This window comes from Streptomyces yongxingensis (assembly GCF_055597465.1).
Genome location: NZ_CM145717.1, coordinates 2,764,434 through 2,776,917 on the forward strand (window position 1 = coordinate 2,764,434; position 12,484 = coordinate 2,776,917).

13 protein-coding genes are annotated in these 12,484 nt (G+C 70.7%); 3 read left to right on the forward strand and 10 right to left on the reverse strand.

All coding sequences use genetic code 11. The annotated features are described in order from the left end of the window. Nucleotides 1-84: 84 nt before the first annotated feature. From ACZ6TD_RS11575 to ACZ6TD_RS11615, 9 genes are all read right to left on the reverse strand, one after another. The gene (locus ACZ6TD_RS11575; protein WP_471353169.1) at nt 85-387 is read right to left on the reverse strand and encodes a response regulator transcription factor; all 303 of its coding nucleotides are present in this window, start codon (nt 385-387) and stop codon (nt 85-87) included. Between the two features lie 190 nt (nt 388-577). Further along, nucleotides 578-1,351, reverse strand: a complete 774-nt coding sequence (locus tag ACZ6TD_RS11580; protein ID WP_471353171.1) for an IclR family transcriptional regulator — start codon at nt 1,349-1,351, stop codon at nt 578-580. A gap of 214 nt (nt 1,352-1,565) precedes the next feature. Then, nucleotides 1,566-2,339, reverse strand: a complete 774-nt coding sequence (locus ACZ6TD_RS11585) for an ABC transporter ATP-binding protein (RefSeq protein ID WP_191069299.1) — start codon at nt 2,337-2,339, stop codon at nt 1,566-1,568. A gap of 52 nt (nt 2,340-2,391) precedes the next feature. Then, a complete protein-coding gene (locus ACZ6TD_RS11590) occupies nt 2,392-3,327 on the reverse strand; it encodes an ABC transporter permease (protein WP_471353173.1) in 936 nt (311 codons plus the stop codon). Nucleotides 3,328-3,406: 79 nt separating this feature from the next. After that, complete coding sequence (locus tag ACZ6TD_RS11595; protein WP_471357657.1) at nt 3,407-4,279, reverse strand: glycosyltransferase family 2 protein; 873 nt, start codon at nt 4,277-4,279, stop codon at nt 3,407-3,409. Nucleotides 4,280-4,290: 11 nt separating this feature from the next. Then, on the reverse strand, nt 4,291-5,082 hold the full coding sequence (locus ACZ6TD_RS11600) for a CDP-alcohol phosphatidyltransferase family protein (RefSeq protein ID WP_471353175.1): 792 nt from the start codon (nt 5,080-5,082) through the stop codon (nt 4,291-4,293). Further along, a complete protein-coding gene (locus ACZ6TD_RS11605; protein WP_471353177.1) occupies nt 5,048-6,121 on the reverse strand; it encodes an iron-containing alcohol dehydrogenase family protein in 1,074 nt (357 codons plus the stop codon). The genes ACZ6TD_RS11600 and ACZ6TD_RS11605 overlap by 35 nt, the downstream gene beginning before the upstream one ends. Then, nucleotides 6,109-6,846: a phosphocholine cytidylyltransferase family protein gene (locus ACZ6TD_RS11610; RefSeq protein WP_471353179.1), complete on the reverse strand. Its 738-nt coding sequence runs from the start codon at nt 6,844-6,846 to the stop codon at nt 6,109-6,111. Before ACZ6TD_RS11610 ends, ACZ6TD_RS11605 begins: the two co-directional genes overlap by 13 nt. Next, complete coding sequence (locus ACZ6TD_RS11615) at nt 6,843-8,885, reverse strand: DUF5941 domain-containing protein (RefSeq protein ID WP_471353181.1); 2,043 nt, start codon at nt 8,883-8,885, stop codon at nt 6,843-6,845. The genes ACZ6TD_RS11610 and ACZ6TD_RS11615 overlap by 4 nt, the downstream gene beginning before the upstream one ends. A 347-nt stretch (nt 8,886-9,232) precedes the next feature. Between ACZ6TD_RS11615 and galE the strand changes: the two genes are divergently transcribed. The 3 genes from galE to idi all read left to right on the forward strand — a co-directional run bounded on the left by galE (nt 9,233) and on the right by idi (nt 11,970). After that, nucleotides 9,233-10,219: a UDP-glucose 4-epimerase GalE gene (galE, locus tag ACZ6TD_RS11620; RefSeq protein ID WP_471353183.1), complete on the forward strand. Its 987-nt coding sequence runs from the start codon at nt 9,233-9,235 to the stop codon at nt 10,217-10,219. Nucleotides 10,220-10,370: 151 nt separating this feature from the next. Further along, on the forward strand, nt 10,371-11,294 hold the full coding sequence (locus tag ACZ6TD_RS11625; RefSeq protein ID WP_471353185.1) for a cation diffusion facilitator family transporter: 924 nt from the start codon (nt 10,371-10,373) through the stop codon (nt 11,292-11,294). A gap of 64 nt (nt 11,295-11,358) precedes the next feature. Beyond that, nucleotides 11,359-11,970 carry an isopentenyl-diphosphate Delta-isomerase gene (idi, locus tag ACZ6TD_RS11630; RefSeq protein WP_471353187.1) on the forward strand — a complete coding sequence of 204 codons (612 nt, stop codon included), beginning with the start codon at nt 11,359-11,361 and terminating at the stop codon, nt 11,968-11,970. Here the strand turns inward: idi and ACZ6TD_RS11635 are convergent. Then, the gene (locus ACZ6TD_RS11635) at nt 11,945-12,445 is read right to left on the reverse strand and encodes an ATP-binding protein (protein WP_471353189.1); all 501 of its coding nucleotides are present in this window, start codon (nt 12,443-12,445) and stop codon (nt 11,945-11,947) included. The genes idi and ACZ6TD_RS11635 overlap by 26 nt on opposite strands. Between the last annotated feature and the right edge of the window lie 39 nt (nt 12,446-12,484).

Here is a 12,484-nt window from a genome sequence, read left to right on the forward strand (position 1 = left end):
TTCCTATGACGGCGCGATTGCTGTGCGACAGGTTGGTTCACGTCGTTATCCGGCCGACGGATAAACGGGCAGACGGCGGCAACGCTAACCGGCCACGCCTCTCCCCGGAACTGTACTTTGGTACAGGTGGCGGTAGCTGAGCGCGACCAGACCGGCCTGTAGCCGCGATTCCACCTGCAGTTTCGCGAGTATCGACGCCACATGCGCCTTCACCGTGCGCTCGGTCACTTGCAGCCGCAGCGCGATACGGCGGTTGGACCAGCCCGCGCCGAGCAGCGCAAACGTCTGGCCCTCCCTGGCTGATAACAACGGCACACGTTCCAGCTCCCGCGCCCAGTTGGGCACGGAAATATCGGGCACGACGGTGAGACCGCCCCTGTCGGACACGGTGACATTTCCCCCTAGTTAGGCGGCTCTTCGAGCCGCCGATCATGCAAGAATCAGACTTGATTGCTCTCTTGATTATTGCGGCCGCACGCCCGTACGAGTCAAGGATTTCCGACCCTTTCTCGCCTCGCGAGAAAGGGCTGGTGAAGCGCGGGAAATGCGCTTCGCGTTTACTCCTGTTACCGTAAATTTACTTCGTTCTCGAATCGTCGCCACCCGGACCGGCGGGACGGCCCCGCCCCAGGTCGGCCAGCGCGGCCGCCGTCCGCTCCACCGCCTCGATGACGGTCACCGGACACCGCGTCATGAGCTGTTTGGGCTTCATCACCAGCACCGAACCCATGACCAGCCCGTCCCAGGTGACCGGCGCCGCGCACTCGTTCCACCCCGCCGCGCACTCCTCGTGCCCCAGGGCGTACCCCCGCGCCCTGATCCGGTCCAGCGAGGCCAGGAGCCGCACGTCGTCCTGGTAGGCGCCGGGACCGGCCTCGGCGGGCACCGGCCGGTCGAGCACCTCCGACTGGATGGTCTCCGGCAGATACGCCAGGATCGCCCGCCCCGCGGCCCCCACCCGCAGCGAGTGCTCGACGGTCTGCACCGCACGGGGCGTCATCCCCAGCTCCGTCAGATCGGAGTCGCCGACGGCCATGTCGACGCACTGCCGGTGCGCGCCGCCGAACGGCGCCAGCAGATAGAGGAAGGCCAGCCCCCCGGTGGCCCGGCGCAGCGCCTCCAGGAGGGCGTGGGCGGCCTCCGGCGCGGGCGAGTGGGCCAGGGCCTTCAGACCGAGCTGCGGAGCCGCCGAGCCCAGCCGGTAAAGACCCCGGCCCTCGCGGACGAAGATGCCCTGGTGCACCCCGGACTGGAGGATCCGGTAGACGGTCGAGTCGTCCAGATCCGCCGCTCTGGCCAGCGCCCCGGGCCCATGGGCCCGTCCGCCGAGCTGGGTGAAGGCCCGCTGCACGCGGAACACCCTCTCGGCATGGCCGCTTCCGCCCACGGCACCACTACTGGCCACCCCGTCAGCCCCCCGCGCAGATTCCCCCGTCGCCCTGCCCAACGTGCCACGATTCCACACCCATTCCCACCCGCGGTGCACGGTCCGCTTGTGGACAACAAGGCCCCGCCGGGTTGCCCGGCGGGGCCTGATGGTCTATGGAACGGCGTTCGCCGAGCGGCTACTTGCCGGTCTCCTTCTCGTACGCCTTGATGACCTCGTCGGTCGGGCCGTCCATCAACAGCTCGCCCTTCTCCAGCCACAGCACCCGGTCACAGGTGTCCCGGATGGACTTGTTGTTGTGGCTGACCAGGAAGACCGTGCCGGCCTCCTGGCGGAGCTCGCGGATCCGGGCCTCGGAGCGCTTCTGGAACTTCCTGTCACCGGTGGCCAGTGCCTCGTCGATCATCAGCACATCGTGGTCCTTGGCCGCGGCGATGGAGAACCGCAGCCGGGCCGCCATACCGGAGGAGTACGTACGCATCGGCAGGGTGATGAAGTCACCCTTCTCGTTGATGCCCGAGAAGTCCACGATGCCCTGGTAGCGCTCGCGGATCTGCTCACGCGACATACCCATGGCCAGACCGCCGAGGATCACGTTCCGCTCACCGGTGAGGTCGTTCATCAGCGCCGCGTTCACACCGAGCAGCGACGGCTGCCCGTTGGTGTAGACCTTGCCGCGCTCGGTGGGCAGCAGCCCCGCGACGGCCTTGAGCAGGGTCGACTTCCCCGAGCCATTGGACCCGATCAGACCGATCGACTCCCCCTTGTACGCCACGAAGGTGACCCCACGCACCGCGTGCACCTCGCGCATCCCCGGGGCGTTCTTCCGGCCCAGCATGCGGCTGAGGGCGGCGGTGGCGCTGCCCTTCCCCTTGGGCCCGCCGTTGACCCGGTAGACGATGTGGACGTCGTCGGCGATGACGGTGGGCACCCGCGTCGGCGCGGAAGCCACCTGAGCGGCCTGCTCGGCCTGCTCCGCCTGGGCACCTTTGTCGAGGGTTTGCTCAGCCACGGCCGTACTGCTCCTCTGCCTTCCAGAAGTACACGAATCCCCCGGCGCCCATCAGCACCGCCCACCCCAGCGCCAGCGCCCAGACATGCGGCGGCAGGCTCGACGAGGGGTAGTCGTTGATCAGGGCGTACCGCATCAGGTCCATGTAGACCGCCGCCGGGTTGGCCAGCAGCACGTCGGAGACCCAGGAGTGCGCCCCCGCCTTCTGGAGCATGTGCTCCAGCGGATACATCACACCGGAGGCGTACATCCACGTACGCAGGATGAACGGCAGCAGCTGCGCGAGGTCAGGAGTCTTGGCCCCCATCCGGGCCAGGACCAGGGCCAGACCGGTGTTGAAGACGAACTGCAGCGCCAGGGCCGGGATGACCAGGATCCACGCGAAGGCCGGGAAGTGCCCGAACCCCAGCAACACGACAACCAGCACGATCATCGAGAAGAGCAGTTGCTGGAGCTGCTGGAGCGCGAACGAGATGGGGAGCGAGGCCCGCGGGAAGTGCAGGGCCCGCACCAGCCCCAGGTTCCCGGAGATGGCGCGCACCCCGGCCATCGCGGAGTTCTGCGAGAACGTGAAGACGAACACACCCGTCACCAGGAACGGGATGTACATGTCGTTCTTCATTCCGCCCCTGCCGCCCAGCAGAAGGCCGAAGATGAAGAAGTACACCGCGGCGTTGAGCAGCGGGGTCACCACCTGCCACAGCTGGCCGAGCTTGGCCTGGCTGTACTGAGCGGTGAGCTTGGCCTGCGAAAAGGCCAGGATGAAGTGACGTCGGCCCCACATCTGGCGGATGTACTCGCCGAGGCCCACCCGGGCGCCGCTGACCGACAGCTCATACTTCCGCGCCAGCTCGGCCGGGGACAGGCCGTCGTCGGCTGATGGCGGGCCACTCACGGCTACCGCACCGTCGTGCGTAGTCTCGCTCACAGTTGACACTTTCGTCTTCAGGGTGCGCTGAGCGGGGCCGCGCCCCGGGTCGCGCCCGATGCTCTTCGTTACGAGCTTGTCAGATGACAGGAGGTCGGCCCAGTCGGGTCAGGCGCCATACCGTACGCCACTTCATGGGCCGGCGTGGACCACACGGTGTCTTCCAGCCTTCCCGGAACCCTCCGAACCAGGCCCGAAGTGCGGTTTTCGAAGGACGCCTGGCCAGTGTGAGCAGCAGCCAGACGCCCAGATAGACGGGGACGAGCAGCGCAGGAAGGTTACGCCGGGCCAGCCAGACCCGGTTGCGCGCCACCATGCGGTGGTAGACCGCGTGCCTGCTCGGGGCGGTGGTCGGATGGTGCAGCACCATGTCCGACCGGTAATCGATCATCCATCCGGCGTCCAGCGCCCGCCAGGCCAGATCGGTCTCCTCATGGGCGTAGAAGAAGTCGTCCGGCAACCCTCCGACCTGCTGGAACACCGCAGTACGGACCGCGTTGGCACCGCCCAGGAAGGTGGTCACCCGGGAGGACCGCAGGGGGTCGGAGGCGCGCAGCCGGGGCACGTGGCGACGCTGGGTGACGCCGGTGTCCGGGTCGGCGATGCGGAACGAGATGATGCCCAGCTTCGGGTCGGCGGCGAACGCCTGACGGCACAGCTCGGCCGTGTCGGTGCCCGGCAGCAGTCCGTCGTCGTCGAGGAACAGCAGCACGTCGACGTCCGACCCGCCGGGTCCGAACGCCTCGATGCCCACGTTGCGACCTGCCGGAATGCCCACGTTCTCGGGCAGCTCGACGGTCCGGACGCCCTCGGGGAGCGGGGGCAGCGGCGAGCCGTTGCCCACGACGACCACCTCGACCGGGTCGCCGTCCTGCTTGGCGACCGAGTCGAGGAGTGCGCGCAGCTCCTCGGGGCGATTGCCCATCGTCAGGACGACCGCTCCGAGCTTCATTGTGCTCATGCTCACTTGAGCCTGCTCGACGCGAGGATGGACACGAGGTGAAGCAGGGTTTGCAGCAGGGCGATACCGGCCAGTACGGCAACGCCCAGCCGGGTGAAGAACAGGTCGCCGCGCACCTGGTCCACGACCGCCACCACGAGGATGAGCAGCGACGCCTCGACCCCGAGGACCAGCCGGTGGAACTTCACCGCCGCGGCCGCCCTGCGGGCCAGCGCCACACCGGACGAGCGCGGCTCGGCGGCCGCCTCCTTGACCGGCGGCAGACCGCCCTGGTGCCGGGCGACCCCGACGAGGTCGGTCTCGGCCTTGATCAGGATGGCACCGAGCGCGGCGAGGGTGCCGAGGAACGCCCACAGCCAGTCGATCCGCCCGGAGCCCCACAGGTCGGCGGCGCGCAGACCGAAGCCGACGAGCACCGCGGCGTCGCACAGGTAGGCGCCGACCCGGTCCAGATACACACCGCTCAGCGAGAACTGCTTCTTCCAGCGGGCTATCTCGCCGTCGACGCAGTCCAGCAGCAGGTAGAGCTGGACCATCAGCACCCCGAGCACGGCGCCCGCGATCCCCGGCACCAGCAGGGCCGGGGCCGCGAGGGCGCCGAAGACGGTCATCAGATACGTCAGCTGGTTGGGCGTGACCCGCGTGTTCACCAGGTGCCGGTCACAGCGCAGCGAGATCTCCCGCATGTAGAGGCGCCCGGCCCAGTGCTCACCGCTCCGCCGGTCCTTCACCCCCGCGGGGTGGACGACCGGGCGGAGTTCAGCCACTGATGGCTTGACTGACTGCTTTGGCATAGTCGGCGTATGCGTCCCTGATCGCGTCGGATGAGAGGTCGAGGTGCTCGAGGATCGTGTAGCGGCCGGGGCGCGTCTTCGGAGCGAACTCCACGACCTGGACGAACTCGTCCACGGTGAAGCCGATCTCCTCGGGCAGCACGGGCAGCCCGTGCCGGTGCAGCACCTCGGCCATGTGCTCCGACTCCTCGTGCGCCCCGCGCAGACGCATCGCGAAGGCGGCGGCCAGGCCGCACTGCTCGCCGTGGCTGGCGGCGCGCTTGGGGAAGAGGAGGTCGAAGGCGTGGTTGATCTCGTGGCAGGCACCGGAGGCCGGGCGGGAGTCCCCCGCGACCGACATCGAGATGCCGGTGAGCACCAGTCCCTCGGCCAGCACCTGGAGGAAGCCGTCGTCGCCGACCCCGCCGGGGTGGCGCAGCACGGCCTCACCGGCCTGGCGCGCCATCGCGGCCGCGAGGCCGTCGATCTGCTCGCCGGTCTCCCGGTTGGACAGCTCCCAGTCGGCGACCGCGGAGATGTTGGACAGGGCGTCACCGATACCGGAGCGGACGAAGCGGACCGGCGCCTCCCGGATCACATCGAGGTCGATGACCACGGCGATCGGGTTGGGCACCCCGTACGAGCCGCGGCCCGCGTCGTTGTCGAGGGTGGCGACCGGGGAGCACAGACCGTCGTGCGAGAGGTTGGTGGCCACGGCGACCAGCGGGAGGCCGATGCGCGCCGCGGCGAACTTCGCACAGTCGATGATCTTTCCGCCGCCCAGCCCCACGACCGCGTCGTAGTGCCCCGACTTCATGCGGTCGGCGAGCTTGATCGCGTCATCCAGGGTGCCGCCGCCGACCTCGTACCAGCTCGCGCCCGGCAGCGCCGGCGCCAGCCGCTCGCGCAGCAGGGCGCCGGAGCCGCCGCTGATGGCGATGGCCAGCTTGCCGGAGGAGGAGATCCGCTGGTCGGCGAGGACCCCCGCGAGATCGTCCAGGGCGCCCGCGCGGATGTCGACGACGAGCGGCGAGGGGATGAGCCTCGTCAGTACTGGCACGCGATCTCACGGCCCTTCGCCAGATCGTCGTGGTTGTCGATCTCGACCCACTTGATGTCGCCGATGGGGGCCACGTCGACCTTGAAGCCGCGGTTGACCAGCTCCTGGTAGCCGTCCTCGTAGTAGAGGTCGGGGTCGCGCTCGAAGGTGGCCTTCAGCGCGTCCGCGAGGTCGGCGGCGGCCTCGCCCTCGATCAGGGTGACGCCGATGTACTCACCGGTCGCCTCGGCCGGGTCCATCAGCTTGGTGATCTTCTGGACGCCCTTGTCGGGGTCGGCGACGACCTTCATCTCCTCGTCGGCGAGCTGCTTGACCGTGTCCAGGGCGAGGATGATCTTCTGGCCGTTGCCGCGCGCGGCCAGCAGGGTCTTCTCGACGGAGACCGGGTGCACGGTGTCGCCGTTGGCGAGGATCACGGAGTGCTGGATCGCGTCCCGGGCGCACCAGAGGGAGTAGGCGTTGTTCCACTCCTCGGCCTTGTCGTTGTCGATCAGCGTGAGCTTGAGGCCGTAACGCTTCTCCAGGGCCTCCTTGCGCTCGTACACGGCCTCCTTGCGGTAGCCGACGACGATGGCGACCTCGGTCAGACCGATCTCCGCGAAGTTGCCGAGGGTCAGGTCGAGGACGGTGGTCTCACCGTCCACTGGCACCAGGGCCTTGGGGAGCGTGTCGGTGTAGGGGCGCAGACGCCGTCCGGCGCCGGCCGCGAGCACGAGGCCGATCATGCGGGTTCTCCTGATTCGTCGTGTACAGCGGGTGCTCCTGAGGACACCCAGAAGCGGATGCTCTCGATGAGCACCGCCAGCGCGAGGGCCGCCGCCAAAGCGGTCAACGCGATGGTGAAACCTTGGTTCTGGTGGTGCAGCAGGGCAGCGGCGGCCGTGACCGCCACCGTCCGCCCCTCGTGCCCGCCGATCGCCCGCACCAGCCGGTGCGGGGGCGCCCCTGTGCCACCGCGGATGCGGTACACCGTGTCGTAGTGATGGTAGGCGACTGCCGCAACGAGCCCGAAAGCCGCCGGCAAGGCGCCGTTCACCTCCGAGCAAGCCGCCAGGATCAGGATGCTGCCGTATTCGGCCGCGCGGAAGAGTGGCGGCACCAGCCAGTCGAGGGGGCCCTTGAGGGGCGCGGCGACCGCGACGCCCGCGAGGACCGCGTAGAGCGCGGCGCAGCCGACGGGCACCCAGGAGCCGAAACCGGCGGCCGCGGTGGAGGCCAGGACGGCCGCCGCGCCGAGCGCGGCCGAGAGCGGGGCGAGGTACGAACTCATCCCGCGGGGGGCTGCCTTGGCGACCAGCTCGGCCAGCGGGCCGGAGTCGGTCAGCTCGGTGAGGGCGCGGGCGGCCCGGTCCGTGCGCTCGGCCCGGCGGGTCAGCGAGCGCAGCACCCGGCCCGCGGTGGTGTAGCAGGCGGCCAGCGCACAGCCGATGAGAGTCGCGTAGAAGGTGATACGGGGCGTGGTGAACGCCGTCAGCACGGCGATCATCGCCCAGCGCTCGCCGATCGGCAGCACGATCATGCGGCGCAGCCAGACCGTCCAGCCGACGCTGTCGAGGCGGCCGGAGAGGGTGGCGGTGGGGCTGGTGTTGCCGGTGGCGTCGTGGTTGGCCTCGTTGAAGGCGAAGTCCACGACGTGGCGGCAGGTCTGGAGCACCATCGCGCCGAGCGCGAGCGCCCAGACGTCGTCGCCGTCGGCGCGGGCCGCGCCGAGGGCCAAGCCCGCGTAGTAGGCGTACTCCTTGGCCCGGTCGAACGTGGCGTCCAGCCAGGCGCCGAGCGTGGAGTACTGGAGCGAGTAGCGGGCCAGCTGCCCGTCGGTGCAGTCCAGCACGAACGAGGCGATCAACAGCACACCGGCCGAGACGAACCCGGGCCGGGTGCCGGTGGCCGCGCAGGCCGCGGCGATGAGCGCGGTGAGGAGGGAGGCGGTGGTGACCTGATTGGGGGTCAGCCCGCGCCGGGCGCACCAGCGGGCGAGGTAGCGGGAGTACGGGCTGACGCAGAAGGTCGTGAAGAAGCCGTCCCGCGCCTTCACGGCCGATCGCAGCCGCACCCGCTCGTCGTCCACCGCGTCCACGGCGTCCCGTGCCTTCGCCCGCGACAAGGCGTCCGCGGGCACGGCGGCCACGAGCACCCCGAGCTCGGGCCGGTGCACGGAGACGCCTTCGGCGTCGAGGGCGGCGGCGATGTCGTCCACGCGGGAGTGGGCGTCGGCGGCGCCGTGCCTGGCCGCCTCCGCGGCCACGGACCGCGACGGTGCGGCGAAGCCGTCGGCGGCGCGCCCCGCGCCGACCGTCTCACCGGCCCGCGTGGCGGGCCCGGCAGCCACGGCCGCTCCGGGCAGGTCCGCGTCGCCGCCCCTGGCGTCCGCGCCGGGGCCCGGGACCGGGCCGGCGGGCGGCCGCGCCTCCCACGCCCGGTCGGGCACGGTGGCGGGCACCACTGTTGGCGCGGCCTCGCGCTCCAGGCTCTCGGCGGAGCCGAGGGCCTGAGCGGGGGCGGCGGTGGGCGCCCCACCTCCGTTCCCAGAGGTCCGCGCCGTGGCGGCGGCAGCCGTCACGGCGCGGGCCAGGGCCGCACGGGCCTCGGCCTGCACACTGAGCGCACCGCGCACCGTGGCGGCGGGGAAGCGGGGGTCGGTGAGGGCCAGCCGCAGGGCATGGACATGGCCGACGAAGCGGGGGTCCACGAGGGCCACTCGCTCACGCGCCGGGACGGCGGCGAGCTCCGCCGTGACCCCGGCGGCGTCCGTCGCCGTACGCACGGCGAAGCCCAGCGACCGCAGGTCGTCCTCGAGGGACGAGCCGGCGACCGGCGCACCGGTGAGAATCGCGGTCGACAGACGAACTCACTCCTTGGCAACTGACATGGTGGCCGCGCCGCTGATGGCACTGGCCTGGGGCCCTCCGGACCATGGGCATCGCACGCCCTGGCCCCGTGGGGTCGGCGGCACGTCCGGCAGAGGCTATCGGATCGATGGAAGCCGCCGTTCACCGCACATTCACCACACGATCGGGGGAACGACCACTTCCGCGCGCCGCCGATCATCATGGTGGATGGCGGCTGTCCTCCACAAACGGCGATCGCCCCGCCATGGATAAGGTGCGGGGCATGACATGGCTGATCACAGGTGGTGCCGGATATATCGGGTCGCATGTCGTGCGGGCCATGGCCGAGGCGGGCGAGTCCGTGGCCGTGCTCGACGACCTGACCAGCGGCGCCCGGGCACGGCTGCCCGAGGACGTGCCGCTGGTGTGCGGCTCCACCCTGGACCGTGAGCTGCTGGACCGCACGTTCGCCGAGCTGGGGGTGACCGGTGTGGTGCATCTGGCGGCGAAGAAGCAGGTCGGGGAGTCCGTGGAGCAGCCGCTCCGCTACTACCGGGAGAATGTGCACGGGCTCACGGTGCTGCTGGAGGCGGCGGTCGCGGCCGGTGTCAGCCGCTTCCTCTTCTCCTCCTCCGCCGCCGTCTACGGCATGCCCGATGTGGAACTCGTCACCGAGGACACTCCGTGCCTGCCGATCAATCCGTACGGAGAGACCAAGCTGGCCGGAGAGTGGCTGGTCAGGGCGGCGGGCGCGGCCCATTCACTCTCCACGGCCTGTCTGCGCTACTTCAATGTGGCGGGTGCCACGCGCCCCGAGCTGGCCGACACCGGAGTGTTCAACATCATCCCGATGATGTTCGAGCGGATCACCGCGGGAGAGCCGCCGCGGATCTTCGGCGATGACTACGACACCCCCGACGGCACGTGTGTCCGCGACTACATCCATGTCGAGGATCTGGCCTCCGCCCATCTGGCCGTGGCCCGTCACCTGGCCGCACAGCCGGGGCCGGGCGATCTCACGGTGAACATCGGCACCGGCCGGGGCGTCTCGGTGCGGGAGATGTCCGATCTGATCGGCGAGGTCACCGGCCGCCCGGAGCTCACCCCCGTGGTGGGGCCACGCCGGGCGGGCGATCCGGCCCGGGTCGTCGGATCCACCGAACTGATCGCCAAGGAGCTGGGCTGGAGCGCCCGGCACGATGTGCGCGCGATGGTGGAGTCGGCCTGGGAGGGCTGGTGCCTGCACCACCCCGAGGCCCGGCGCGGCTGACCGGCGCACCGGCCCCACGGGGCACCGGCGCCGCTGACCGGGCACCGGCGCCGCTGACCGGGCACCGGCGCGGCTGACCCGGCGCCGCCCCGGCTCCGTAGTTCACTGGTGAGCCAAGGGACCGCGGCGCCGGGAGGAGGCCCCTACGCACATGGGCGCAGGTCATGACCACGCCCGCGGCCGGACCACCGCGGGCGCCGCCCACCGGTGGCGGCTGCGGATCGCCCTGGCCATCACCCTCACGGTGATGGCCGTGGAGATCATCGGCGGTCTGCTCGCCGGCTCCCTCGCCCTGCTCGCGGACGCCGGCCATATGGCGACGGACGCGCTCGGGCTCGCGATGGCGCTGCTGGCGATCCACTTCGCGGGCCGTCCCCCGAGCCCGCACCGCACCTACGGGTACGCCCGCGCCGAGATCCTGGCGGCCCTGGCCAACTGTCTGCTGCTGTTCGGCGTCGGCGGCTACATCCTCTATGAGGCGGTGCTGCGGTTCCTCACCCCGGCCGCCACCGAGGGCGGGCTGACCGTCCTCTTCGGCGCCGTCGGCCTGGCCGCGAACCTGGTGTCGCTGGCCCTGCTCCGGGGCGGGCAGCGCACCAGCCTGAACGTCCGGGCGGCCTTCCTGGAGGTCGCGGCGGACGCGCTGGGCTCGGTCGCGGTGCTGGTGTCCGCCGGGATCATCCTCGCGACCGGCTGGCAGACGGCCGACCCCATCGCCTCCCTGGTGATCGGCCTCATGATCGTCCCACGGACGTACAAGCTGCTGCGCGAGACGCTGAACGTGCTGCTGGAGGCGGCGCCACGGAATGTCGACATGGCGGCCGTACGCGCCCACATCCTCGGGCTGCCCGGGGTCGAGGGGCTGCACGACCTCCATGTGTGGACCATCACCTCGGGAATGCCGGTGCTCTCCGCGCATGTGGTGGTCGCTCCGGGGGCCCTGGACGCGATGGGCCACGAGCGGATGCTGCACGCCCTCCAGGGGTGTCTCGGGGAGCACTTCGACGTCGGGCACTGCACGTTCCAGCTGGAACCGGGTGGGCATGCTGATCACGAAGCCAAGCTGTGCCACTGACACAGACGAGGGGCACATGTGCGGCAGACTTGGACGTTCACGAGTCGGAACTATGAGGATGGTCATGCCGATCACACCTGCCAACGGCGGCTCCGCCGAGACCGCCGAGACCGCCGCGTCGAGCGGTTCCGCAGAACGGATCATGCTCGAGCTGGTCGACGAGGACGGTACGACGATCGGCACCGCGGAGAAGCTCTCCGCGCATCTCGCACCCGGCAAGCTGCACCGGGCGTTCTCCGTCTTCCTCTTCGACGACGAGGGGCGGCTGCTGCTCCAGCGCCGTGCGCTGGGCAAATACCACTCCCCCGGGGTCTGGTCCAACACCTGCTGCGGCCACCCGTACCCCGGTGAGCCGCCGTTCGTGGCCGCCGCCCGGCGCACCGCCGAGGAGCTGGGCGTGGCGCCCGTGCTGCTGCGGGAGGCGGGCACGGTCCGCTACAACCACCCGGACCCGGCCTCGGGCCTGGTGGAGCAGGAGTACAACCACCTCTTCGCGGGGCTGGTGCGGGCGACCCCGCGCCCGGACCCCGAGGAGATCGGCGAGACCGCCTTCGTCACCCCCGACGAGCTGGAGAAGCTGCGCGACGAGGGCCCGTTCTCGGCGTGGTTCATGACCGTGCTGGACGCGGCCCGCCCGGCGGTCCGTGAGCTCACCGGGACGGCGGCAGGCTGGTAGCGGCGCCGGGCAGCGGAAGGGCGGCCCAGACCACCTTGCCGCCGCTCGCCGTGTGGTCCACGTCGTAGACCCCGCCCGCCTCCTCCGTGATCGCCGTCACCAGCAGCAGTCCCCGCCCGCCGGTCCCGCCCTGGTCCGCCATCAGCGCGACGGGCCGGTAGGGATGGTTGTCCTCGACGGCGATCCGGACCCAGTCCCGGCTCAGGGAGACCTCGACGGCGATCTCGGGGGAGAGCAGCGCGGCGTGCCGTACCGCGTTGGTGACCAGCTCGGAGGCGATCAGGAGCAGACTCTCCACCAGTTCGTCGTCCACCGGCACCCGCTGATGGACCAGCAGCTCGCGTACCGCGTGCCGGGCCTGCGGCACGGAGGAGTCCAGGGCCGGTGCGGTGAACCGCCAGGTCCCCTCGTAGGCGACCGGGGGCGGGGGCGGGGCGTGTCCCGCTTCGGAGGGGACTCTCCCGACGATCTCCATGTGCGATACCCACCCCTCGCCGCGGCCCGACCTCTCGTA